Annotated in this window: 16 protein-coding genes; 8 read left to right on the forward strand and 8 right to left on the reverse strand. The window is 63.9% G+C overall.

Features of this window, described 5'->3' with window-relative positions; all coding sequences use genetic code 11:
* Positions 1–5 precede the first annotated feature (5 nt).
* From ACUJB0_RS07170 to ACUJB0_RS07190, 5 genes are all read right to left on the reverse strand, one after another.
* The gene (locus ACUJB0_RS07170; RefSeq protein ID WP_444844622.1) at positions 6–1541 is read right to left on the reverse strand and encodes a histidine-type phosphatase; all 1536 of its coding nucleotides are present in this window, start codon (positions 1539–1541) and stop codon (positions 6–8) included.
* A 3-nt stretch (positions 1542–1544) separates the two neighbouring features.
* Positions 1545–3623 (reverse strand): TonB-dependent siderophore receptor, encoded by a 2079-nt coding sequence (locus ACUJB0_RS07175; protein WP_444844623.1) that lies wholly within the window; start codon positions 3621–3623, stop codon positions 1545–1547.
* Positions 3624–3738: 115 nt separating this feature from the next.
* Positions 3739–4647, reverse strand: coding sequence for a carbohydrate kinase family protein (locus ACUJB0_RS07180; protein WP_444844624.1), 909 nt, complete (start codon positions 4645–4647; stop codon positions 3739–3741).
* Between the two features lies 1 nt (position 4648).
* Complete coding sequence (locus ACUJB0_RS07185) at positions 4649–5857, reverse strand: AGE family epimerase/isomerase (protein WP_444844625.1); 1209 nt, start codon at positions 5855–5857, stop codon at positions 4649–4651.
* A 136-nt stretch (positions 5858–5993) separates the two neighbouring features.
* Positions 5994–7016, reverse strand: coding sequence for a LacI family DNA-binding transcriptional regulator (locus ACUJB0_RS07190; protein WP_161082244.1), 1023 nt, complete (start codon positions 7014–7016; stop codon positions 5994–5996).
* Positions 7017–7332: 316 nt separating this feature from the next.
* On the opposite strand from ACUJB0_RS07190, the gene ACUJB0_RS07195 reads away from it, so the two are divergent.
* From ACUJB0_RS07195 to axe2C, 5 genes are read left to right on the forward strand one after another with little or no spacing between them, the layout of a single operon-like run.
* The gene (locus ACUJB0_RS07195) at positions 7333–8607 is read left to right on the forward strand and encodes a sugar MFS transporter (protein WP_444844626.1); all 1275 of its coding nucleotides are present in this window, start codon (positions 7333–7335) and stop codon (positions 8605–8607) included.
* An 11-nt stretch (positions 8608–8618) separates the two neighbouring features.
* Complete coding sequence (locus tag ACUJB0_RS07200; protein ID WP_444844627.1) at positions 8619–10907, forward strand: beta-glucosidase family protein; 2289 nt, start codon at positions 8619–8621, stop codon at positions 10905–10907.
* Positions 10908–10929: 22 nt separating this feature from the next.
* Positions 10930–12267, forward strand: coding sequence for a glycoside hydrolase 5 family protein (locus ACUJB0_RS07205; protein ID WP_444844628.1), 1338 nt, complete (start codon positions 10930–10932; stop codon positions 12265–12267).
* A gap of 11 nt (positions 12268–12278) precedes the next feature.
* A complete protein-coding gene (locus ACUJB0_RS07210) occupies positions 12279–13481 on the forward strand; it encodes a glycoside hydrolase family 27 protein (protein ID WP_444844629.1) in 1203 nt (400 codons plus the stop codon).
* Entirely contained in the window at positions 13478–18601 is a 5124-nt protein-coding gene (axe2C, locus tag ACUJB0_RS07215) for a bifunctional acetylxylan esterase/glucomannan deacetylase AxeC2 (RefSeq protein WP_444844630.1), read from the forward strand. Before ACUJB0_RS07210 ends, axe2C begins: the two co-directional genes overlap by 4 nt.
* Here axe2C and ACUJB0_RS07220 read toward each other — a convergent pair.
* Positions 18588–19271, reverse strand: coding sequence for an LrgB family protein (locus ACUJB0_RS07220; protein WP_444844631.1), 684 nt, complete (start codon positions 19269–19271; stop codon positions 18588–18590). The genes axe2C and ACUJB0_RS07220 overlap by 14 nt on opposite strands.
* A complete protein-coding gene (locus tag ACUJB0_RS07225) occupies positions 19268–19675 on the reverse strand; it encodes a CidA/LrgA family protein (protein WP_444844632.1) in 408 nt (135 codons plus the stop codon). The genes ACUJB0_RS07220 and ACUJB0_RS07225 overlap by 4 nt, the downstream gene beginning before the upstream one ends.
* 74 nt (positions 19676–19749) lie before the next feature.
* Between ACUJB0_RS07225 and ACUJB0_RS07230 the strand changes: the two genes are divergently transcribed.
* The gene (locus ACUJB0_RS07230; RefSeq protein WP_444844633.1) at positions 19750–20640 is read left to right on the forward strand and encodes a LysR substrate-binding domain-containing protein; all 891 of its coding nucleotides are present in this window, start codon (positions 19750–19752) and stop codon (positions 20638–20640) included.
* Here ACUJB0_RS07230 and ACUJB0_RS07235 read toward each other — a convergent pair.
* Positions 20637–23336, reverse strand: a complete 2700-nt coding sequence (locus ACUJB0_RS07235) for a TonB-dependent receptor (protein ID WP_444844634.1) — start codon at positions 23334–23336, stop codon at positions 20637–20639. The two genes, ACUJB0_RS07230 and ACUJB0_RS07235, sit on opposite strands and share 4 nt — an antisense overlap.
* Before the next feature lie 484 nt (positions 23337–23820).
* Between ACUJB0_RS07235 and ACUJB0_RS07240 the strand changes: the two genes are divergently transcribed.
* Both ACUJB0_RS07240 and ACUJB0_RS07245 read left to right on the forward strand, forming a co-directional pair.
* Positions 23821–25071 carry an ABC transporter substrate-binding protein gene (locus tag ACUJB0_RS07240; RefSeq protein WP_161082236.1) on the forward strand — a complete coding sequence of 417 codons (1251 nt, stop codon included), beginning with the start codon at positions 23821–23823 and terminating at the stop codon, positions 25069–25071.
* Positions 25072–25207: 136 nt separating this feature from the next.
* Positions 25208–26092, forward strand: coding sequence for a carbohydrate ABC transporter permease (locus tag ACUJB0_RS07245; protein WP_444844962.1), 885 nt, complete (start codon positions 25208–25210; stop codon positions 26090–26092).
* Positions 26093–26101 lie beyond the last annotated feature (9 nt).

Here is a 26101-nt window from a genome sequence, read left to right on the forward strand (position 1 = left end):
CCGTACTAGTTCGGGAAGTAGCAGGCGCGCAGGCGGGCGTAGTCGTAGAAATGGCTGGCCGGGGTTAGCTTGGTTTGGTCGCATGCGCGTTTGAAGTCCGCTTCCTTTTCGTTGTACAGCATGCGGACCAGCGTGCGGCCCTCGTCGTTGACGTAGACATCCCATTGGATGTTGGCGGCCATCGGCGCGACCGCTTCGCCGCGCCAGTTGCTGTTGTCGTAGCTGTAGGTCGCCGCGCGCGGCAGCGGTTCGGACATGCCGGGCAGTCCAAGGATGGCCGCCATCGGGATGACGATTTCCGCGTGGCTGAAACGCAGCTTGGCGGCATGCGACAGGTCGCCTTTGGCGATGGCGTCCACTTCACTGAAAAAATCGACAAACAGCGTTTGCGCCATGCGGTAATTGACGCCGTTATTTTCGCTGATGCCGGGTCCCTTGGTGTAGAAGGCGATGGCGTCCTCGGTGGCCGCGAACACCGCCGCCTGCGGTGCCGGCATGTAGCGGGTGAAGTCGGCTTTCAGTTCGGCCCTCATGTCGGCCGCCGCCGAGTAGAGGTCGTACAGTGCCTGCGCCGCGTCGATGGCGGACTTGATCTCGGTGTCGCCGTCGCCCGTCAGCTTGTTGGTGAACTGCTTGTCGGCGCTGGTATAGCTGAAGGTGCCGGTGTTGGCCGCGCTGTAGCGGCCCTGATCCAGCCCGGCGACGAAGGCCTGCGTGAACAGGCGTTCCAGCACCGCCCTGGCGGCCGCCGCAACCTGTGGCTGCGCCAGGATGGCGGTTTCGCGCGCGCGCAGTTCGTCGCTCCGGACCCAGGCCTGGTATTCCTGGCTGGCCTGCCAGGTGGCGTACAGCGGATCGCCGCTGTCGGCCACCGCGTCCTGCTTGGCGCTGAGTTTATGGAAGTAGAGCAGATAGCGGTCGGTGCCCGCAGGGCGGCTTTCGTGATTCATTTCCGCGCGCGGCGTCAGCGATGGTGGACGCGCGATCAGCGCCTGCAGCTTGGGTTGCTGCGCCACCAGCGAGCCGGCGAAGTACTCGCCGCTGTCGACCGCGCGGTCCTTCCCGGAGGTGACGAGCAGGATGCGGCGCTGCGCAGTTGCGGCGTCATTGAACAGTTGCGGCAAGCGGCGGACCATGCGCTCCGCCAGCTGCTTGTGCTCCGTCACGCCCTGCATGGTCTCGTTGCCGTAGCCAGGCTTGGTGATGCCGGCCACGCCGTAGCCCAGCAGCGCATTGGCCTTCATCATTTGCAGCAGGTCGTCGCCCAGTTGCGCGCCCAGCGGCGTCAGCGCCTTTTCCTTTTCCGCCAGCTGCCAAAGCTTGTACAGCGCCAGGTCTGTCTTCATGCTGCTCAAGCCGCGTGACCCGTGCCGCGCCAGCAGCTGGGTGTAGACCGCGCGGTACCCTTGCGGCGGCGCCTCGTAGCTGGCGCTGGCCTGCTGCGGTTGATATGGCGTCTTGGTCTGGTAATACTGCTGGCCGGACGCGTTCAACAGCAACAGGGACAGGGCGGCGCCGGCCGCGAGGCGTGGTGGTTTCATGGTTTAGAAGTCTACGCGAACATTCACGCTGGCGGTGCGCGGCGAACCGACGTTCAGGTAGTTCTCCTGGTAGTAGGTCCAGTATTTGCGGTTGGCGATGTTGGAGATGTTGGCGCGCACGCTGACCATCTTGCCGAAGTAGCGGTGACGGTAGTTGAAGCCCGCGTCGAACAGCGTATAGGCCGGCAGCGTGTTGACGTTGGCCGCATCCATCGGCAGCTCACCCAGGTACTGCGTGCCGGCGTGCAGCGCCAGGCCAGGCAGCACGTCGCGCCAGGTCGCCTGCACCGACACCTGGCGGCGCGGCGCGCCCACGGCGCGCTTGCCGCCGTAGCCCGGCGCGGCGTTTTCCAGCGTCGCGTCGAGCAGCATCAGGCCACCTTCGATCGACAGGTTCTTCGTCGCCTGCACCACGGTGTTGAATTCCACGCCCTGGTACTTGGTTTCGCCATCTTCCACGAAGACGTTGGCGCCATTGGTGTACTGCGCGCCGCGCTTGATGTGGAACAGCGCCGCGCTGGCGTTCCAGAAGCTGCGCTCCGTCTTGATGCCGACTTCCGCCTGCTTGCTCTTGAGCGGTGCGAAGGTCTGGTTGGCGTTGACGGTGGACGTCGGCGCGCTGGAGGCCTGCTCCATCGCCTCGACGTAGCTGCCGTAGACGGTAGTATCGGCGGCCGGCTTGTACATCAGGGCCACGGTCGGCGTGGTGCGCTGCGCGGGGTAGTTGGCGGTGACCGCGCCCTTGGTGGAGTAGGCGGTGTCGTTGTAGCGCGTGTAGCGGGCGCCGGCCAGCACCGACCAGTTGTCGGTCAGCTTGACGGTGTCGCTGGCGAAGGCCGCCTCCTGGCGGGTGGTTTCGTCGCGATAGGTGCCGCCGCTCCAGTTGATGCCGCCGACGTTGATGATGTTGGGCGCGTACAGGTTGCCGTTGCCCAGATAGGTCTTGGGCGTGACCGCCGAGGAGGTCGACGACAGGTTCTGCGAGCTCACGCCGGCGACGATTTCATGCGCCAGGCCGAAGGCGTTGACCTTGCCTTCGAAGCTGGCCTGCGCCTGGTCGAAGTGGTAGCCGTGCAGTTCGGAGGTGACGCGGTCCTTGTAGTCAGCTTTGTTGCTGGTGATGTAGTACTGGTCCTTCTTGTAAACGCGCGTCGAACTCGAGGTGCGGTACGACAGGTTCGCCACCCATTCTGGGCTCATGCGGTATTCCACGCCGACGGTGGACAGCGAGTATTCGACATCGCTGCCCGCGCCGATGCTATTGAGTTTCGTGTCGCCGGCGACCGGCTTGGGCACCACGTACAGCGGCGAGATCACCACGTCGGTGCCACCCACGCTCTTGCGGCGCTGGTAGATCGCATCGTAGGTCAGCGCCACGTCGCTGGAGACGCGCCATTCCAGGTTCAGGCCCGCCGCATTGCGCTTGATCGAGCCGCTTTCCTCCTGCACGCCGCCATCTTCGTGCAGCAGGTTCAGACGGTAGCCGAAGCCGCCTTCTTCGCCAAGGCGGCCGCCGGTGTCGATATGTTCCTTGATCGCGCCGCCTTCCTGGTAGCCCATGGCCGCGCTGAAGCTCTTGTCGGTGGTCGGGCGCTTGCTGACATAGTTGACGATGCCGCCCGGTGAACCGAAGCCGTACATAAAGCCGGTCAGGCCCTTGAGCACTTCCACGCTCTCGAACATCTCCAGCGGCATTTCGGTGCCGCGGTTGATGTTGGCCAAGCCGTTGATCTTGTAGCCGTTCAGGTCATCGAGGCGCAGGCCGCGCATCTGGATGGTGGCGGGATGGGTGCTGATCGGTGGGCTGATGGCGGTGACCGAGGCGTCGTACTTCAGCACTTCGGAGATGCTGGTGGCCAGGCGGTCTTCGATCTCGTCGCTGCTGACAGCCTTGGTGGAGAAGGGCGTATCCAGTTCCGACTTGCGTCCCAGGGCGCCGCCGCTGACGCTGTCGCCCAGCTTTTTCTTTTCCACTGTCGCCTTGATGACGACCTTGGACAGCGCGCCGTCACTGCCGTCTTCAGCGGCGAAGGCCGCGCCGTGCAAGGCGCACAGGCCGGCGGCCGCAAGGGCCAGGTGCAAACGGGATTTAGCGAAAGGAGTAGTCGGGCGCATAAGGACCTAAAGAAGAGGGGCAATATAAAGCCCGCTATCTTATCGATCGTGTATGACGCCCGTATGACGGCGCGGCTGTTTTTTACGTGATCAGCGCTTCGATTTGCGCCAGCGATGGTGGCGACGCGCCCGGCGCCAGGCAGGCGGCGGCACCTGCGGCCACCGCGAAGCCCAGATGCTGCAAGGGCTGCTGCTGCGGGCGATGCATCATGCTCCACGCCAGCGCTGCGATGCTGGCGTCACCGGCGCCGACGGTGTCGACCACGGTGATCGGCGGCGCCGGCATGTGCCATGCCTCGTCGCCGATGTGCAGCGATGCGCCGGCCGAACCCTTGGTGTACAGGTAGGTGGCGGCAGGGTTCCAGCTTCGCAGCGAGGCGAAGGCGCCGTCGATATCGGCGGTGCGGAACAGGCCTTCCAGGTCTTCCTCCGACACCTTGACCACGTCCGCCAGTTCGGTCATGCGGCGCAGCGTGGCGTCGTAGCGCTGATCCATCAGCAGCCGGTAATTGGGATCGTAGCTGATCCGCACGCCGTCCTGCTTGAGCTGTTCGGCCAGCGCCACCAGCTTGTCCGCCAGCGGCTGGCGCGCCAGGCTGATGCCACCGAAGTGCACCCACTTGCAGTGCGCACGCCAGTCCTGCGGCAGCGCCGCCGCGTCGAAGTGAAGGTCGGCGCTGTCGTCCCCGACGAAGAAGTAGGCCGGCGGGTCGGTGCGGTGCACGATGGCCAGCAGCGGCGACTTGTCGTAGCGCTGGATGAAGCGCAGGTCCAGCCGGGCAGCCTCGCTGGCCTGCCACAGCGCGTCGCCGAAGACGTCGCGGCTGATGGCGCCGGCGAAGGCGGTCGGCACGTCAAGGCGGGCCATGGTGCGCGCCACGTTCCAGGTCGAGCCGCCGACCTGGCTAAGCCAGTGCTGCTGCGCCGGGTCCTGCACGATCATATCGGTCAGCGCTTCGCCCGCCGCCACGAAGAATGGAAAGGCCGTCATATCAATCCTTCAAAACGTTAAGTACTTCGTAGCAGGCGCCCATGGTGTGATAGTCCACTTTGCCGGCCGGGCTTTTCTCGTCGGTCAGCTTGCTGTTGTCGGCGCCCAGTATGCGGTACCACGCGCCATGCTGGTGATCGACGAAATGCTCCCAGCTGTAGGCCCAGATCTTGTCGTACCAGGTCCAGTAGCGCGATTCGCCGGTGCGGGCGGCCAGCAGTGCGGCGGTGGCCAGGCTCTCGGCCTGCACCCAGAAGTATTTGAGATCGTCGCAAATGCTGCCGTCCGGCGCGAAGCCGTAGTAGATGCCGCCATGCTCATGGTCCCAGGCCTTGGCCAGCGCGGCGTCGAACAGTTCGACGGCGCGCGGCAGCAGCCAGTTGCTTCCGCCCTCGAGTTGTTCGCCGTGACGCTCCAGCAGCAGCAGCAGCTTGGCCCATTCGGTCAGGTGGCCCGGCTGATAGCCCCATGGACGGAAGATATTGCTCTTGTCATGGCGGTTGTATTCGGTGTCGACCGACCAATCGGCGTGGTAGTGCTCCCAAATCAGGTTGTCGGCCAGCGCGGCCTGGCGTTGCGTGATGTTGCGTGCCAGTGTTTCGGCGCGCAGCAGGTAGGCGCGTTCGCCGGTCGCCTCGAAGGCGGCGATCAGCGCTTCGCAGGCGTGCATGTTGGCGTTCTGGCCGCGATAGGGATCGAGATAACTCCAGTCGGAACTGGCTTCATCGGCATACAGGCCGTACGCGGATTGCCAGAAGCGGCGCTCCATCAACGCGAAGGTCTCGGCGATCCACTCGCGGGCCTGGGTCTCGCCGGCCATCAGCGCATGGCTGTATGCCAGCAGCACGAAGGCCAGGCCGTAGCAATGGTTGGTGCCGTCGGTGACGGTGCCAGCGCCGTTGTTCCAGTCCAGCTGCCAGGCGTAGCCGCCGGTTTCGGTGTTGCGGTGCGCCTTGCGCAGGAAGTCCAGGCCGTGCCGTAGGCGCTGCTGGTCCGCCGCCTCGCCGAACTGGCGCCACGCCATCGCGTAGGTGAACACGAAGCGCGTGCTGCTGACCAGGTGACGGGTGCGGGCGTCGTAGACCGTGCCGTCGTCCTTGTAGAAGTGATAGAAGCCGCCGCTGACATCCACGCAACGGTCATCGTAGAAGTGCTTGGTGTGGCGTATGTGGTTCAGCAGCGTCGAGCGGGATTGAAAATCTGGCACCATCGTCAGGTCCGTGTTTGGGTTGGAAAGCGGGCCGTCTTTGTATGGCGGGCCCCGTGTGTGTTTTCAGGCGCGCAGCAGTCCCCCCGTTCGGTCCTTTCGAACCGAACGTCCTGCGGCGTAACCTGGATTGCAAAGTCTATTTCTGTATGCGCCAGCCGTCGAATACTGTGCTGGCGCGGACGACCAGCTCCACCGGAGCTATCTTCTCAACCGGTTCTTCCTGCTGCCCGCTGAGCAGCAGCTCCACACCCAGCGCGCCCAATGCCTTTTTGTCGATGCGCAGCGTCGTCAGCGGGCGGTGTCCCAACACGGCGGTTGCGATGTCGTCGAAGCCGACGATCGCGATATCGTGCGGGACCTTCAAACCCTTGGCCAGGCAGCAGCGCATGGCCACCAGCGCGGCGCTGTCGTTGTAGCAGAATACGGCGTCCGGCGGATGGGGCAGGGACAGCAGCTGCTCCATCGCTTCCCAGGCGCCCGTTTCGAGATCCACGCCATCCGGCAGTCCCGCCTCCAGGCGGGGATCGGCCAGGATCCCTTCCTCGAACAGCGCCTGCCGATAGCCGCGCGCGCGTTCGCGGATGCTGTAGTGCGACAGCGGACCGGAAATGAAGCCCACGCGCGTGCGGCCGGTGTCGATCAGGTGTTTCGTGGCCAAATAGCCGCCCATCATATTGTCCGGGTTGACCGAGCTGTAACCGCGCAGCTTCATATCGATCAACACCAGCTGCTTGCCGGTCGAGCGTAGCGCGCTCAGTGTCTCCGGCTCGAAGAACCCGGCGCAGACGATACCGTCCGGCGCATGCATGCGTATCTGGTCGATCAAGCCGTCCGCCGGACCGACCGCCATGAAGGACAGCACAATGCCTTGCTTGCGGCAAGCCTCTTCCGCGCCGTGCAGCACCGGCGAGTAGAACGGGCTGCTCGACGCCGTGTTGTGCTGGCGGTGCAGCAGGAACGTCAGGCGGCGCAGGCGCTTCGGCCGCAGCTTGCAAAAGTCGTAGCCCAGTTCCCGTGCCGCTTCCAATACCATCTGGCGGGTCGCCTCGGTCAATCCCGGTTCGTTTTTCAGCGCTCGCGAGATGGTCCCCGTGGACACCCCGGCGACACGGGCGATATCCCGTATCGTCACTCCGGCGACATTCGTGGCATTGCCCATCTAACCTCCAAGTATCTCTATGATGCTGCTCGCGGCTGGGGGCCATCGGCAGGATTCTGTGTGAACGCAGTCTTGCATAAGCATCTACGCGCGGTCAAACGCCATGCAGACTTTGACTAAAAGTTTAGCTCAATTTACTAAACATGCCAGTTTTAGCCCTCCGGCGCGTGGCAGCAGTGGCGTCCCGCCTATATCACCATGTTTAGTGAGGATGGCTAAACTGGGCCCGAATTTCGCGGGATGTTTGACCGCCGGACGGCGCGCATGCAGAATCTTTTTCATTAATATAAAAACCATCCATACAGGAGACAGACTTATGGAACACGTTGCATCGGCAGCCATGCGTACTCGCGGCCAAACGGATCAGGCGGGGCAGGGCAACACCGTCCCGCTGATCATCATCACGCTGCTGTTCTTCATGTGGGGCCTTCTGACGTCGCTGAACGACGTGCTGATACCCCACCTGAAATCGATTTATACCCTTAATTATGTGCAGGCGATGCTGGTGCAGTTCTGCTTCTTCGGCGCCTACTTCATCGTCTCGCTGCCGGCCGGTATGCTGATCAAGCGTATCGGCTACCAGCGCGGCGCGGTCAGCGGCCTGGTACTGGCGGCCGGCGGCTGCGCGCTGTTCTATCCCGCTTCGATGAACGGCTACGCGCTGTTCCTGCTGGCCTTCTTCGTGCTCGCCAGCGGCATCACCATCCTGCAGGTGGCGGCCAATCCGTATGTGACGGTGCTGGGCGCCCCGGCCACCGCGTCGAGCCGGTTGACGCTGACGCAGGCCTTCAACTCGCTGGGCACCACCATCGCGCCGACCTTGGGCGGCATCCTGATCCTGTCCGAAGGCGCGCCCGCCGTGGCCAACCTGGTCAAGACCAAGGCCGAGGAAGCCGCCGCCGTGCAGATGCCATATCTGGTGCTGGCCGCCGCGTTGCTGGCATTGGCCATCCTGTTTGCGCTGGTGCGCCTGCCGAAAATGACTCACGCGGAAGAGGAGGGTGGCGTCATCTCCACCGTCGAGAAGTCGGTGCTGGCGCACCGCCATCTGGTGCTGGGCGCGATCGGCATCTTCCTGTACGTGGGCGGTGAGGTCAGCATCGGCAGCTTCCTGATTAACTTCCTTGGCGAGGCCAATGTCGCCAGCCTGCCTGCCGGCGCCGCCGCGCACTACGTCAGCTATTATTGGGGCGGCGCGATGGTTGGGCGCTTCATCGGCTTCGCCGTGATGCGTTACGTTAGTCCGGGCAAGGCGCTGGCGTTCAACTCGGCGGCCTCCATCGCTCTGATCCTGACGGCCATCTTCGGCGGCGGCGCGGTCGCCATGTGGGCCATCATCGCGGTAGGCCTGTTCAACTCCATCATGTTCCCGACCATCTTCAGCATGGCGCTGCACAAGCTGGGCAAGCAGACCGGCCAGGGCTCCGGCATCCTGTGCATGGCCATCGTCGGTGGCGCCGTGGTGCCCTTCGTGCAGGGCCTGCTGGCCGATTCCATCGGACTGCAATGGTCGTTCTTCGTGCCGGCCGCCTGCTATACCTTCATTCTCTATTTCGGCGTGAAGTACGCCAGTATGTACTCCACCCGCTAAGAGAGGAAATCATGCGTGCTGAATTGAATTTACGTCCGCTGGCGATTGCGCTGGCGGTTGCGATGGCGCTCGCCGCCGCAACGGTGATAGTCGTTGCCGTCTCCCTGCCGGCGTATGCCGCCGAGGCCACGCCGCCCGTTCCCGTTCCCGTGGCCGAGCGCACGTGGATGGATACGTCGCTGAGCGCCGACCGGCGCGCCGAACTCGCGTTGAAGGCCATGACGCAGCCGGAGAAACTGAGCTGGGTAATGGGCTGGTTCGGCTCCGACTTCCGAGACAAGAAGCGCAATCCCGCCGCGCTGCCTTTCTCGGCGGGCTATATCCCCGGAACGCCGCGTCTCGGCTTACCGGCCTTGTTCGAGACCGATGCCGGCCTGGGTGTGGCGACGCAGGCCACCAAGACTCCTCGTGAACGCACCTCGCTGCCGTCCGGCCTGGCCACTACCGCCACCTGGGACCGCAAGCTGGCCTACAACGGTGGCGCGATGATCGGCGCGGAGGCGCGCGCCTCCGGCTTCAACGTGATGTTGGCCGGCGGCGTGAACCTGCTGCGCGAACCGCGCAACGGCCGCAATTTCGAATACGCGGGTGAAGATCCGCTGCTGGCCGCCACCATGGTGGCGCAGCAGGTAAAGGGCATCCAGTCGAATCACGTGATCGCGACGATGAAGCACTTCGCCGTCAACGACCAGGAGACCGGCCGCTTCGTAGTCGACAGTCGCATCGGCGACGCCGACAACCGCATGTCCGACCTGCTGGCCTTCCAGCTGGTGCTGGAGCAGTCCGACCCCGGATCCGTCATGTGCGCCTACAACCGCCTGAACGGCACCTACGCCTGCGAGAACGACTACCTGCTCAACCAGGTGCTGAAGAAGGACTGGGGCTACAAGGGTTACGTGATGTCCGACTGGGGCGCGGTGCACAGCACCGTGGCCGCCGCCAACAACGGCCTCGATCAGGAATCGGCCTGGGAGTTCGACAAGAGCGCTTACTTTGGCGCCGCGCTGGAGGAGGCGGTCGCCAACGGCCATGTGCCGCAGGCGCGCCTGGACAACATGGTGTTCCGCATCCTGCGCGCCATGTTCGACAAGGGCGTGGTCGATCATCCGGTGGCGGAAGGCGGGGCGATCGACTTCGCCGCGCACGGTGTGGTCAGCCGCACCGATGCCGAGGAGGGCATGGTCCTGCTGAAGAACGCCGGCGGCGTGCTGCCGTTGAAGGCCGGTGCAAAGAAGATCGTCGTCATCGGCGCGCATGCGGATGTGGGCGTGCTGGCCGGTGGCGGATCGTCGCTGGTGTATCCGGTGGGCGGCAGCGCCGTCACCGGCATCGGGCCGGCCAGCTGGCCCGGTCCGGTGGTCTACCATCCGTCGTCGCCGTTGAAGGCGATCCAGGCGCGCGCGCCAGGCGCCAGCGTGGTCTATCACGATGGCGTGGACGCCGCAGCCGCAGCCCGCGCGGCGACCGATGCCGATGTGGTGCTGGTGTTCGCGCAGCAGTGGGTGGGCGAATCTGTGGACGCCGTCTCGCTGTCGCTGCCGGACAACCAGGATGCGCTGATTGCCGCCGTGGCCAAGGCCAACCCGAAGACGGTGGTGGTGCTGGAGACCGGAGGCCCGGTGCTGATGCCTTGGCTGGGCCAGAGCGCAGCCGTGCTGCAGGCGTGGTACGCCGGCACCAGCGGCGGCGAGGCCATCGCACGCGTGCTGTTCGGCGAAGTGAATCCGTCGGGAAGGCTGCCGGCCACATTCCCTGTATCGGCAAGCCAGTTGCCACGGCCCGTGCTCGATGGCGATCCGAAGGACGAGAGCAAGCGCTTCGATGTCAACTATCACGAAGGCGCGGCGGTCGGCTACAAATGGTTCGACCTGAAAGGACTGAAGCCGTTGTTCCCGTTCGGTCACGGCCTGTCGTACACGCAGTTCGCTTACTCCGGCCTGGCCGCCAGCCAGAAGGACGGCAAGCTGCAGCTGCGCTTCAAGGTGACCAACACCGGCGCCGTGAAGGGCAAGGACGTGCCGCAGTTGTACGTGGCGCCGCAAGGAATCAAGTGGGAAGCACCGAAGCGGCTGGCCGGCTGGGACAAGGTCGAGCTGGCGCCGGGTGAAACCAAGGAAGTCAGCGTGAGCGTCGATCCGCGCCTGCTGGCGATGTTCGACAGCCGCTCCAAGACCTGGCGCATCGCCAAGGGCGGCTACAAGGTACTGCTGGCGCATGACGCGGCGGATACCGGAGCGGCCAGCATTACCGTGCAGCTGCCGCAACGCGTACTGGATGTCGCCGGCAAGGCCGGCAAATAAACCAACCATAAAAAAGAGCGAAATGATGAGACAACTATATAAATTCTGCGCGGCCGCCTTGATGTTAAGCGCTTGCGGTATTGTTAGCGCTATCGACGCCCACGGCGGCGCAGGCAAGGCCGATTTCGTCAGCGTGAAAAAGACGCACTTCAGTCGCAAAGGCCAGGCCTACTACATCGTCGGCGCGAACTTCTGGTATGGCGGCTACCTTGGCGCGGCGAGCGGCGTCGGCGAACGTGCGCGCCTGCTGAAGGAGTTGGACAATATGCACGCGTTGGGCATCAACAACCTGCGCGTGCTGGCGGTATCCGAGAAGACCGAGATGAAGAGCGCCGTGCGCCCCGCCACAACGGCGGCGCCGGGCCAGTACGACGAGGAACTGCTGGCCGGCCTGGACTTCCTGCTGGCCGAAGTGGCCAAGCGCGACATGACGGTGGTGCTTTACCTGAACAACTTCTGGCAATGGTCGGGCGGCATGACGCAGTACCTGAACTGGTTCGAGGGCACGCCGGCGCTGGACCCGAACGTCACCCATGAATACGATGATTTCATGAAGAAGACTGCCGGCTTCTATCGCAACGCCGCCGCGCAGGCCGAGTACCGCAACGTGATCGCGAAAATCGTCAAGCGCGTCAACACCATCACCGGCAAGCCGTATTCCGAGGATGCCAGCATCATGTCGTGGCAGCTGGCGAACGAGCCGCGTCCTGGCAGCGGCGCGGCCACGCCCGAGGAAAAGGCGGTCTACGTCAAGTGGGTGGACGAGGTGGCGGGCTACATCCATAGCCTGGACAAGAACCACATGGTCAGCAGCGGCAGCGAGGGCCTGGCCGGCTCCGCGCAAGACGCGCAGCTCTACCAGGATGCCCACCGCACCCACAACATCGATTACCTGACCTATCACCTGTGGCCGAAGAACTGGGGCTGGTTCGATTCGAAGGACCCAACCGGCAGCTGGGACGGTGCCATCGCCAAGAGCCGCGATTATCTGAACTCGCACATCGAGCTGGCGAAGAAGTTGAACAAGCCTATCGTGCTGGAGGAGTTTGGCCTGGACCGCGATGGTCCATCGTTCAGCGTCAAGGCCACCACCAAGATCCGCGACCGCTTCTACCGCGAGGTGTTCGACATCATCTACCGGCGCGCCAGCAAGGGCGATCCGATCGCCGGCTTCAACTTCTGGGCATGGGGTGGCGCCGGCCGCGCGGCCAATGCGGACTACTGGTGGAAACCGGGGAATGACTTCGTCGGCGATCCGCCGCAGGAAGAGCAGGGCCTGTACTCGGTGTTCGATTCCGACGTCAGTTCGCTATTGCTGATCAAGGAATACGCCGACCGTCTGCACGCCATCAAACACTGAGGAGTCGCCCTGTGAAACGCTTGTTGGTCTTGTTGGCGATGGTAGTCTGCGCAAACGCCGGCGCACAGAAGTTCGAAGGGTTGGGCGCCACCCCGCAAATGGGCTGGAACAGCTGGAACACCTTCGCCTGCAATATCAACGAGCAGCTGATACGCGACACCGCCGACGCGATGGTCAAGCTGGGCCTGAAGGATGCGGGCTACGAGTACGTCAACATCGACGATTGCTGGCACGGCACGCGCGACAAGGACGGCGTGATTCGTCCCAACGCGGAGCGCTTCCCGTCGGGGATCAAGGCGCTGGCGGACTATGTGCACAGCAAGGGCCTCAAGCTGGGCATCTATTCGGACGTGGGCGCGACCACCTGCGGCGGCCATCCCGGCAGCCGTGGGCACGAGTACCAGGACGCGATCACCTACGCATCGTGGGGCATAGACTACGTCAAGTACGACTGGTGCGACAGCAAGGGCCTGAGCCCCGTCGGCGCCTACACCACCATGCGCGATGCGATCCGCAGTGCGGGCCGGCCCATGATGTTCAGCATGTGCGAATGGGGCGAAAGCAAGCCGTGGGAATGGGCGGCGGACGTCGGCCACTCCTGGCGCACCACCGGCGATATCTATCCATGCTGGGACTGCGAGTTCAATCACGGCTCGTGGTCGCAGTTCGGCGTGCTGCGGATACTCGACAAGCAGGCGGGCCTGCGCAAGTTCGCCGGGCCGGGGCACTGGAACGATATGGACATGCTCGAAGTGGGCAACGGCATGAGCGAGGACGAGGACCGCGCGCACTTCGCCATCTGGGCGATGATGGCGTCGCCGCTGATCATGGGGAACGATTTGCGCAGCATGCCCGAGGCCACACGCCGCATCCTGGCCAACAAGGACGTGATTGCAATCAGCCAGGACAAGCTGGGCGTGCAGGCCTTGAAGTATATGGACGGCGCCCATCTGGAATACTGGGCCAGGCCGTTGGCCGGCGGCGACTGGGCGGTGATGGTGCTTAACCGCGGCGAGCAGGCGACGACGATCAGTTACGACTGGAAGAAGCACGTCATCGGCGATGACCTGAGCAAGCGCGAGGCGGATTTCAAGAAGACCGTGTACAACTGGACCGAAATCTGGAGCGGAAAATCCGGCGACACCAGCAAGAAGCTCGAAAGCAAACTCGCACCGCATAGCGTGCTGCTGTTACGCCTGAAGGTGCGCGGATGAATCGCAAGTTGATGCTATTGGCGGTGCTGGCGTGGACCGGCGCGCAGGCGGGCGACCATTGGGGACCCTACAACGCGGAGTTCCCGGCCGCCAGCGACGGCCTGCTAAAGAAGGTGACGCAGGGTGAGATCTTCACTTCGGCCCAATCGCAGCCGTTCAGCGTGAGCGGCTGGTTCAAGCCATCGGAGGCGGTACCCGGGCGGACATTGATGGCTGGTGTGACCGGAGCCCAGGCAGGCATTGGATGGTTCCTGTGCAGCGTGGATGGCAAGTTCGGCTTCTGCGGCTATGGCGTGGAGGTGGTTTCGCCGCTGGAGCTGGCGCCCGGCGAGTGGGTACACCTGGCGGCCAGCTATGACGGCAGGACGATGACGCTGTACGCGAACGGCAGCGTGGTGGCGCAACGCAACGTGGCGTTGCCGGCGTCCCGGGCGGGCGACGGTAATTCGGCCGCGCAGATATTGCTGGCGCCGCGCAGCAGAGCGGGCGCCGGGTACGCGGGGCGCATCGCAGGCTTCGTGGTCGGCAGCGCCGTGGTGGATGCGGAAGCGGTCCGCGCTGCGGCCGCGGCCCAGCCCAGCGAAGCGCTGATCAATTTCGAGACCGGCAGTCCATCATGGCCTATCCAGATCCGCCAGATGTACGGCCAGACCGCGCCGCAAGATCCATGGACGCTGCCGAAATCCGGATCGCCGTTGCAGGAGCCGAAGGCCAAACCGGCCTACAACGGCCCGGCGCTGGCGCAGGGCGGCCCCAATCTCTGGACGCTCAAGTCATGGAAGCTGCAGGCGGCGCCGCAGGTGCGCGCTACGCCGGCGCAGATATCGTCGCCCGGATTCGATGCAGCCGGCTGGTATCAAACCACCACGCCCGGCACCGTGTTGACCACACTGGTCGACCGGGGCGTCTATCCCGATCCCGATTATGGCCTGAACAACCTGGCGATTCCCGAATCGCTGAACAAGCAGGATTACTGGTATCGCACGCCGTTCGAACTGCCTGCCGCATTCAAGGCCGGGCAGCACCTGTTCGTGACCTTCAAGGGCGTGAACTACGAGGCGGAGGTGTGGATCAACGGCCGCAAGCTGGGCGGCATGAAGGGCGCCTTCGTGCGTGGCACCTTCGACATCAGCCCTTACCTGAAGCTCAGGGGCCAGAACGTCGTCGCCGTCAAGGTCTCGCCGCCACCGCACCCCGGTTTGCCGCAAGAGGAATCGATGACCGCCGGCGCGGGGGAGAACGGCGGCACGCTGGCGCAGGACGGTCCGACCTTCATTGCCTCCGAAGGGTGGGACTGGATACCGTCCGTCCGCGACCGCAATACCGGCCTGTGGCAGGACGTGGAACTGCGCGCGACGCGCGAGCTCAAACTCGGCGACGCGCAAGTTATCACCGCGTTGCCAAAGGCCGACAACAGCGTGGCCGACGTCAGCATCGAAGCCGCCGTGACCAATCTGTCCAAGGCGCCACTGCGGGCGACGGTGCGCGCCACCATCAGCCGGCGCGACGGCGGCATGAAGCCCATCCTGGTCAGCAAGAACGTGACGCTGGCGCCGGGCGAGCAAAGCGTGCGCTTCACGCGCGCCGACTTCGCCGCGCTCAGGCTCCAACATCCGAAGTTGTGGTGGCCGAACGGCTACGGCGCGCCGGACCTGCACGACCTGAAGCTCGAAGTGCTGCAAGGCGCGCAGCTGTCGGACCAGGCCAGCAGCCGCTTCGGCGTGCGCGCAGTGACGTACGAACTGTCGCTGGTCGATCAAAGCGGCCACCTGCGCCGCGTGGAGGCGGACTTCACCAAGGGCCGCGAACTGGGTGTGCGTATCACCGACGCGCGCCACCAGGCGATCAAAAAGCTGTCCGACAATAACTGGGCCACCGGCTTGCGGCCCGAGGCCGAAGGCACGGCGGCGATACGTCCGCTGGAAGAGACCACGCTCAGCCCCTTCCTGGTCATCAAGGTCAATGGCGTGCGCATCGCGGCGCGCGGCGGAAACTGGGGCACGGAAGACTGGCGCAAGCGCATCGAGCGTGAACGGTTGGAGCCTTACTTCCGCCTGCACCGCGATGCCAACGTCAACATCATCCGCAACTGGGTCGGGCAGAACACCGAGGACGCCTTCTTCGACCTGGCCGACGAATATGGCCTGATGGTTTTGAACGACTTCTGGGCCTCGACCCAGGACTACAACCTCGAGCCGCAGGACGTGAACCTGTTCGTCGACAACGCGCGCGACGTGGTCAAGCGCTATCGCAACCACCCGTCGGTGGTGCTGTGGTTCGGCCGTAACGAGGGCGTGCCGCAGCCGGTACTGAACGAGGCGCTGGAGTCGATGATCTATCAGCTGGACGGCACGCGCTGGTACACCGGCAGTTCCAACCGTATCAACCTGCAGAACAGCGGCCCGTACAACTACCAGGCCCCGGCCAGCTATTTCACCGAGCACGCCAAGGGCTTCTCGGTGGAGGTGGGCACGCCGTCCTTCCCGACGGTGGAGGCGCTGCAGGCAGCGGTGCCGGCCACCGACCAGTGGCCGCTGGGGGACACCGTCAGCTATCACGACTGGCACCCGGACGGCAACGGCAGCATCAAGTCCTTCACGACGGCGATGGCGAACGAGTACGGCGCGCCGGCCTCGCTGGTGGATTTCGAACGCAAGGCGCAGCTGCTCAACTACGAGAGCCACCGCGCCATCTTCGAGGGCATGAACGCTGGCTTGTGGCGCCAGAACAGCGGCCGCATGCTGTGGATGACGCAGCCGGCTTGGCCCAGCACCATGTGGCAGATCATGAGCCACGATTACGACACGCACGGCGCCTATTATGGCGTTAAGAGTGCGGCCGAGCCGGTGCACGTGCAAATGAACCTGCCGGATTATCAGCTGATGGTGGTGAACAATCCCGCCACCGCGCTGGATGACGCCACCTTGTCCTGGTTCGCGTGGACGGTGGATGGCAAGATGGTCGGCCATGGCGACCGGCCGGTGCGGGTTGCCGCCGTGTCCACGTCGGAGAACATCGATGTCGGCATCGGTGCGCTGCTGGCACAGCACAAGCTGATTGTGCTGAAACTGAGCCTGAAGGACGCCGGCGGCAACCAGCTGTCGCAGAACGTCTACTGGCCTAGCGCCACGCCGGCCGACCAGCAGGAGCTGAACAAGCTGGCCTCCGTGCAGTTGGGCGTCTCCGCGCGTTGGGCCAAATCCGCGCCGGACGGCGAACGCAAATTGGAAGTCACGCTCAGCAACCGCAACGCCGCGCCAGCGCTGGGCGGCAAGCTGACGTTATTCAACGCGGCTGGCGAGCGGATTTTGCCGGTCTATTACTCGGATAACTATCTGGGCCTGATGCCGGGTGAGGCGCGCACAGTCACCATCGCATTCAAAGGGCGGGGCGACGTGCGGCTGGACCTGCGCGGCTGGAACGTGGCGCCGCAATCGCTGGCCATCGGCAGCGAGGCCGGCCTGACTGGCGACGGCAGCGCATGCGGCACCACGCCGGTTCCGCGCAAGGTGGAGTATTCGTGGATGTCCGTGCAGCGCTGGCAGCAGATGTTCCGCGACCAGACCGCGATCGCCGACGCGGGCGGCGTGGACCTGCTGTTCGTTGGCGACTCGATCACCGAAGGCTGGAACAAGGCTATATGGGACCAGTCCTTCGGCGCCTGGCATCCGGCCAACTTCGGCATCGGTGGCGACCACACCGGCAACGTGCTGTGGCGGCTGGAGAACGGCCACGCGGACAAGCTGCATCCCAAGGTTGTGGTGCTGACGATCGGCGTGAACAACTTCTTCCACTGCAGCGCCACGCCGGCCGAGGTGTTCGACGGGGTGCAAGCGGTGCTGGCCAAACTGCGCACGCTGTACCCCGATGCCCGCGTGCTGCTGAACGCCGTGCTGCCGTACGAGCAATCGGCCAAGAGCCTCAAGCGCGCGCAGGTCGCGGAGTTGAACCGCATGATCGCCAAACTGGATGATGGCCGCCATGTGTTCTTCCACGACTACGGCACGCATTTCCTGCAACCGGATGGCGACATGTCGCCTGAGGTGATGGCCGACTTCCTGCATCCAACCGCAAAGGGGTATCAGATCTGGTCCGACGCGATGCTGCCGGACCTGCGCAAGTTGATGGGCGCCGAGCCGATAGCCGCAGCCGATCCGCACGTGGCGCGCATGGGGCGTGGCGAGGTCCGCGAGGACGGTGCTGTGCGCTTCGGCTATCCCGGCGTGAGCTTCTTCCTGAACTTCCAGGGCACGCGCCTGGAGGCCGAGGCGGAAGCCAGCGGCGGCAACAGTTATCTGGACGTGATCGTCGACCATGGCGAAGCACGCAAAGTCAGGTTGGCGCCGGGCCGGCAGACGTTGACGCTGTTGGAGGGCGCCAGCGCCGGCGCGCATGAGGTAGAAATAGTCAACCGTTCCGAGACCTGGCATGGCACCGCCGCGCTGCTGCGCTTCGAGACGGACGGCCAATGGCAACCGGCTCCCGTTCTCCCGGACCGCAAGCTGCTGATGCTGGGCGATTCCGTCACCTGCGGCGAAGCCATCGACCGCGTTCCGGGAGCGAAGAAGGAGCCGTCATGGTGGAACGCCCGCGCATCGTACGGCATGGTGATGGCGCGGCAGCTGCACGCGCAAGTGCAGCTGGTCTGCTATGGCGGACGTGGCCTGGTGCGCACCTGGGACAACAAGACCGATGAACTGAACCTGGCCGACTACTATCAACTGACGATTGCGGACAAGGCGCATCCGGTGCCGTGGGACCAGCGCGGCTATCGGCCGGACCTGATCATCAGCGCCATCGGCAACAACGACGTCAATCCCGGCATACCCGAACGCGAACCTTATGTGCAGGCCTACGTGCGGCTGGTCAAAATGCTGTTGCGGGATCACCCCCAAGCACAGATCGCGCTGACCGAAGGCGCCCTGCAGACAGGGGAGAAGAAAACCGCGCTGGTGGACTACCTGAACGAGACGGTACGCCGCACCGGCGACCAGCGCGTGCACTACGTCGCATCGCAGCCCTATCCCGGCGACGCCACCGACGGCCATCCGACCAGGGAGCAAACCGCCAGCATCGCCAACGACCTGCTGCCGCAGGTGCGTGCCATCATGCACTGGTAAGCACAGTCCCCAGCCACGGGGCCAGCAACACCATCAGGATGCCGCTGAAGATCATGGTCAGGCTGGCGACGGCGCCTTCCTGCGGCCCAATCTGGCGCGCAGTGGTCAGCCCGAAGCCATGCGCCGCCGCACCGAACGGCGCACCGCGCGCGATACGCATCCGCAGCGGCATCAAGCCAAGCAGCGCTTGTCCCAGCAGGATGCCGAACAATCCGGTGATGATGACGAATATTCCCGTCAGCTGGGTCGATCCTCCCAGATGGCGCGTCGCCTCCAACGCGAACGGCGTGGACACCGACCGCGCCAACAGGCTTTGCGCCATGCTGCCATGCAGGCCAAGCAGGCGATCCAGCAGCAGCGTGCTGCCCACCGATGCCGCGATGCCGGCGCAACTCCCCAGGCCCAGCGCCAGCCAATGCTGTTTCACCAGATCGCGGTACTGGTAGATCGGCAGCGCAAAAGCCACGGTCGCGGGACCGAGCAGCCAAGGCAGCCAGCGTGTATCGCCGAAGTACTGTGAGAACGGCGTGGACGACAGCTCCACCACGGCGATCAGGATGGCCGACGTGGCGATGGCCGGCGTGAGCCAGAAGTAGCGGTAACGCCGGTACAAGGCCTGGTTCGCATAGAACAGGCCGAGCGTCAGCAGCAGGAACAGCAGGGGTTTCATGCGGTTGCCCCCTTGCGCTGCACGCGCAGGCGACGCAGGCGGCGGCCGCGATCCAGCCGGCACACCCATTCAACGGTGAACGCGGTCGCCAGCAGTACGGCGATGAAACCCAGGCCGATGGCGGCGAACAGCCGCAAGCCCTCGCTCTTCAGCAAACCGGTGAACTGCACCACCGACACCACCAGCGGAATAAAGAACAGCAGCATATTCGACAGCAGCCAGTCCGCGCCATGTTCGACGGCGCCCGGGCGCACAACGCCGCTCAGCAGCAGTGCGACCATCGCCAGCAGGCCGACGATGCCGCCGGAGAAGGGCAGCCCGAGCCAGCTCGCGGCGCGGTCGGCGCCATACCAGGCGGCGATCAGCAACAGCACTTGCGCGACAGTGGAAAAGAGACGTTTCATGAGTCCATTCTAGGCCCGGCCGGTTAAAAGATAAAATGAATTAAAATTATAAAAATCATTCGAATATGGAATAGATGATGGACATCCGTTCGCTGCGCTATTTTGTCGCCGTGGTCGAGCAGCAGAGCTTCAGCCGCGCCGCCGAGCTGCTGCACGTGACCCAGCCCACCGTCAGCAAGATGGTGCAGCAGCTGGAGCAGTCGCTGAACCTGGTGCTGCTGGAGCGCGTCGGCAAGCGCTTCACGCTGACCGACGCCGGCGGCGTGGTGCTGCAGCGCGGCCGCGCGCTGCTGGCGATGCACGAGGAGATGGGCGTCGAGCTGGCGGACCTGCAGCAGCTGCGGCGCGGCGAACTGCGGCTGGGCGTCACGCAGCACGCGCACGCGCTGCTGGCTCCACTGCTGGCGGCCTACCACCGGCGCCACCCGGACATCGAACTCAAACTGTTCGAAGGCGGCTCGCAGTCGATCGAACGTGACCTGCGCAACGGCACGCTGGAAATGGGCACCATGCTCGATTACCCCGCCAACGCCAGCATCTGGCAGGAGTTCGAAGGCTCGCAGCTGGTTCGTTCGCCCTTATGCCTGCTGGCGCCAGCCGATTCGGCCTGGCACGGCCGGCGGCGCGTGGCGCTGCGCGAGCTGGCCGACAGCGCGTTCATCTTCTACGGCGAATCGTTCGCGCTGAACGACATCGTGGAAGACGCCTGCCGGGGAGCGGGATTCAAGCCGCGCATCAGCGGCCGTAGCGGACAGTGGGAGTTCGTGGCGTCATTGGTGCGGCTGGGTGTGGGGATTACGCTGCTGCCCAAGGTGTTCTGCGACACGCTGCCGCGCGCGCAGTTCACGGTGGTGAAGCTGGAGGAACCAGCGCTCGACTGGAAGCTGATGCTGGCCTGGCGGCGCGGCGGACATCTTTCGTTCGCCGCGCGCGCCTGGCTGGACCTGGTCCGAAGTAAAGCTTAGAAGTTAGCGCCGACGCGGACACCGAACATGCGCGGCTCGACGAAGGTGGCTCTCATGAAGCCGCCGTAGGTCGAATCGCCGCTGGTCTTCGCATGGCTGTCCGAGATGTTGCGGACGTAAAGCTCGGCGTGCCATTTGTCGTCCGGCGCTTCCAGCCGCACCGACGCATCGCCCATCGCATACGCCTTCTGGTTGCGGCCAATGTGCGCGTAGTCCGAATTGAGCAGGTCGAAGTAGGCCTTGTCGCGCCAGTTCACCTTCACGTACGGGATCACCTTGTAGCCGTTTTCCAGGCCGAACTCCTGCGAGAAACTGAGGTTGAACTGGTACTTCGGCGTGTTCGGCAGGTGGTTGCCCTCGATGTTGGCGAGGCGGCGGCCCAGCAGCGCCTTGTCGGACCCGTTGTAGACGGCAGGGCAGGCCGGCAGGCCGAGCTCCGTCCTCACGTCGCACTGGTAGTCGTCGCTGTAGGAATTGAAGTTGTGGACGGAGGTGTTGATGTAGGCGAAACCGCCGCCGACACGGCCACCGCGCCATGGCTTGTAATCCCACTCCAGTTCCAGGCCAGGGATGTTCACCTTGCCGACGTTGATGGTGCGCCAGGTTTCATACACATCGCACTTCGGCTGGTCGGCCGGGCAGGGCAAGCCGTTGTCCGGGATGATCTGGTTGACGAAGTAGGTACCGGTCAGCTGCATGCCCTTGTACTTCATGAAGAAGGCGGTGGCCGAAAGGCTCAGCGTATTGTCCAGGAACTTGCCCTTGAAGCCCAGCTCATAGTTGGTCACGGTCTCCGGATCGTAAGGCAGGAAGGTGACCACGCCCGGTTTGCCGTCCGCGCACTTGTGGTAGTTGCAGCTGTCGGTCTTGTCGGCGAAGCCGCCGGCCTTGTAGCCGGTCGATACCGACGCGTAGACCATCTTGTTGTTGTCCAGCTGCTTCTGCAGGCCGAGGCGCCACGTGACCTTTCTCCAGTCCTGCTTATGGTCGTTGGACGTGGGCGCGCCATACAGGTGATAGGCCGCCACGCTGCCGCCCATGCCCGGCGTGAGGTCGGTGCCGTCGTGGACGTGGAAGCCCGGCGTGCCTGGAGTGCCTTGCGAATACAGGCCGTTGTAGTAGGCCGGGTCGCCGATCCAGTTGGCGCCATAGACTTCGCCGCCCTTATCCTGTTTGCTGTCAAGGCTGTAGCGGGCGCCGACGGTGGCGGTCCAGGTGGGGATGAACTTCCAGTCCGCCTGCGCAAACGCGGCCTTCGCATCGACCTGGCGGTTAGGCTGGTGATACAGCACGCTGCCCACATCACCGTACGGCTTCTGGATGGTGTTGGTGATCTCGTAGTCGATGTTGTTCCGCTCGTGCATCCAGAACAAGCCGCCCACGTACTGCAGGTTACCCAGCTGCTGCTTCAGCTGCGCCTCGTGCACGGTCGACAGGTAGCGCGAATCGAGCGTGCGGTGGAAGGAGTCGGTCAGCGGCCACGTGCCCCAGTTACCGCCGGCCATATTCGGATACTGGCCGTTGACCTGGAACGGCGCCGCGTTCTGCAAGCCCTTGTCGTCGTCGGTGATCTCGTTGCGGCGCTGGTCGGCCACCTGGAAGCTGTAGTCGAAGTTGGTGTGGTCGTTGATGTTCCAGTTGACGCCAGTGCGCAGCGTGCGGATCTTCATGTCGATGTGGCCCGGCACGTTGACGTTGATGTCCCACTTGCCCTGGTCCGTGCAGGCGTAGCGCGTGCCGGCGCCTGCGTCGCAGTCGCGGAAGGCGGCGCCGCCGGCGCTGGAGTCCTGGAACTCCTCATAGGAGGCCTTGGCGGTGACGTCCTTGTTCACTTTCAGCAGCGCGGAGACGCGGCCGGCCCATTCGTTCTGGTTGGTGTAGTACTCGCTCGGACCGACCGGGCGGTTGAAGCGCTGGTCCACATCCGGCTTGCCGTTCGGGACCCAGCCCAGTGCCGGCGCGTTAGCCTCGGTCACGTCGCGGGACTGGTTGGCGTAGCCGTCGCGCTTGACCTTCATGAACGTGGCGCGCAAGGCCAGCGCGTCGTTGACGACGACGTTCTGCACCAGCGACAGCTGCTTCTTGTTGTAGTTGCCGAGGTCCAGATCGGCCTTGCCGTAGTTGCCGGTCCAATCGGGTTTGGCGGGGATGACGTTGATGCTGCCGCCGGTGGAGTTACGGCCGAACAGCGTGCCTTGCGGCCCGCGCAGCACTTCCACCTGATCGAGGTCGAACATCAGCGCCTGCGCGCCCTGCGGCCGTGGCGAGTACATGCCGTCGACGTGGAAGCCGACCGCCGGATCGCCGGTCTCGGTGAAGTTGGTCGAGGTGATGCCGCGGATGGTGATCTGCACCGCCGAATCGAGGCCGGTGTTTTCGATGACGACGTTGGGCATTTCGCCGCTCAAGTCGCGCAGGCTGGTGGCGCCTTTGCGGGTCAGCTGGTCCTGGCTCAGCGCGGTGACGGCGAGCGGGGTGCGCAGCAGCGAAGTCGAATACCGGGTCGCGGTCACTTTGACTTCGGGAATCTGGTCGGGATTGGTGATCACCGGTGCCGCGGCCGCGGCGGTGGATGGCGTGTCGCCGGTAGTGCTGCTGTTAGCGCTATCATTCTGTGCATTCGCTGCGATGGTCATGAAGCCGCAGGCGCTGGCCACGGCCAGGCTCATGAGAGTCCTTCTCGTTGGTTCAAGCATTTCATCTCCTTGTTGTCATTAATTGTGGGCGCTGGTTGCCGCGCCTTATGGTCAGTGGATCGCCTTGGTCCGAGGCGGCCGCGCTCGGGATGTAGCAATCTGACAATTCAGTATTGCACCCCCAAAAGTTGACGGTCAAACGAAACGAAAATAGGCACGGCAGTTTATTTACCTTTACTAAACACGGGGCGTGGTACGTGATCTGCCGTCTCGCAACAACAACAGTCCGGACTTTTTGTTAAGTTTTGTAAGTTTTCCTTGCGAATCCTTGCGGAACGCTGTCGCTGCTTCGCCGCATTCCCCCTGTCGCGTCCCTCTTGGCGGTAAGGAAACGTAACGCCGCGTTCCTCCGGTGGAAATTAATGTCAATGAATTCAATAGGTTAAGTGCTCGCTTCTCTCAGGCAACTCACCCGTCTGTCACAGAAAAGCCGATGCTAGAATAAATTCATCGTTGTAAATAAAGCCACGCAAAGGATTCAGTTATGCAAGTACGCCGTATCGTTCGCCACGCCCTGTTGATCGCCATGTTTTCCGCCCAAGCCGCCCAGGCCGGCACATTGGTGATCGAAAGTTGGCGCGTCGACGACAAGACGTTGTGGGAAAAAGTGCTGCTGCCGGCCTTCGAAAAAAACAATCCCGGCATCGAGGTCAAGTTCGCGCCGACCGCGCCGACCGAATACGACTCCAGCCTGGCCGCGCGCCTGGCCGGCGGCACGGCGGGTGACCTGATCGCCTGCCGGCCGTTCGATGTGTCGCTGTCGCTGTACAAGAAGGGCCACCTGGATAAGCTGGACGGCAAGCCGGGCATGCAGAACTTCCCGGCGACGTCCACGGTGGCCTGGCAGACCGACGACGGCAAGGACACCTTCTGCATGCCGGTGGCCTCGGTGATCCACGGTTTTTTGTACAACAAGAAGATATTCAAGAAGCTGAACCTGCAGCCGCCCAAGACGGTGGATGAATTCTTCGCCGTGTTGGAGGCGCTGAAGAAGGGCGGCGTGTCGCCGCTGGCGCTGGGCACGGCCGACCAGTGGGAATCGAGCCAAATGGTTTATACCAATATCGGCCCCAATTTCTGGCGCGGCGAGGAAGGGCGCAAGGCGCTGATCGCCGGCAAAGCCAAACTGACCGACGCGCCGTTCGTGGAGGCGCTGCAGTTCGAACAGCGGATGGGCACTTACCTGGGCAAGGGCGCCAGCGCGCAAACCTACGGCGACAGCCAGAACCAGTTCGCGCTGGGCCGCGCGGCGATCTATCCAACCGGTTCGTGGGATATCTCGTACTTCGCGCAGACGCCGGGACTGGAACTGGGCGCGTTCCCGCCGCCGGTGCGCAAGGCCGGCGACCCGTGCTTCATCTCCGACCATATGGATATCGGCATCGGCATCAACAAGAAGTCCCGCAACAAGGAGGACGCCTACAAATTCCTGGCCTGGGTGGGCTCGCAGGAATTCGCGGACATCTACACCAACCGCGTGACCGGCTTCTTCTCGCTGTCGAACCATTTGATCTCGGTGCGCGATCCGGTGGCCAAGCAGATGGCGGAATGGCGCGGCAGCTGCGCCTCCACCATCCGCTTCAACGCGCAGGTGCTCAATCGCGGACAGCCCAGCATGGAGAGCGAACTTTGGAACGTCAACGCCCAGGTATTGAACGGCAAGCTGGCGCCCAAGGACGCGGCGACAAAGCTTCAAAACGGTTTTGCGAAGTGGTACAAGCCACAGCAAAAGTAGTATCACACCAATCCCTCCCCTTGATTGTGTGATTCCTTTGGCCGGCGCCGGGCGCGGCGCCGGCTCTTTTTTTGCCCGAATTCTGGAGGCTTACTTGAAACATGCGGTTAATACGGTGCGGCCCTGGCAGTTGCTGATGTTCCTGGCGCCGGCGGTGATCGTCTACTCCCTGTTTAGCGCACTGCCGCTGGTGCAGACGCTGGGACAAGGCTTCTTTAGCGCCGACGACAGCGGCCAGGCGGCCTTCGTCGGCCTGGAGAACTTCCGCACCATTCTGCTCGATCCCGACTGGTCGGCGGGCTTCTGGAATGCCATGGCCAACAACGCCAAGTTCTTCTGCATTCATATGCTGCTGCAGAATCCCATCGGCCTGCTGCTGGCGACCTTGTTTAGTTTAAAAGGCCTGCGCGGCGCCCGTACCTACCGCACGCTGATCTTTTTGCCGACGCTGCTGTCGGTGGTGATCATCGGCTTTATCTGGCAGCTGATCCTGTCGCCGCTGTGGGGCGTGGGCGAAAAGCTGATGGGCTTTGCCGGCCTGGCCGACTGGTTCGCGCCGTGGATGGGGCAAGAGGAAACCGCGTTGGCCACGCTGTCGATGATCTCCGTGTGGCAGTACATCGGCATGCCGATGATGCTGATCTACGCCGCGCTGCTGGCGGTGCCGGAGGAGATCGTCGAAGCGGCCCACGTGGAGGGCGCCAGCGCGCTGCGCATCTTCTGGCAGATCAAGCTCCCTCTGATTTACCCGACGCTGGGCCTTGTGACGATATTGACCTTCGTCGCCAACTTCAACGCCTTTGACCTGATCTACTCGATCAAGGGCGCGCTGGCCGGACCGAACTATTCGACCGATATCCTCGGCACGCTGTTCTACCGCACCTTCTTTGGCTATCAGGCGCAGGTGGGCAACGCCTATCTGGGTTCCGCCGTCGCCACGCTGATGTTCCTGGTGATCCTGGCCGGCGTGGGTATTTATTTTGTCGGTGTCCAGCGCAGGCTGACCCGCTTTGCACTGTGAGGGCCGCGC

Origin of the sequence: Duganella caerulea (assembly GCF_040362985.1) — a bacterium.
Lineage (GTDB): Bacteria > Pseudomonadota > Gammaproteobacteria > Burkholderiales > Burkholderiaceae_D > Rugamonas > Rugamonas vulcania.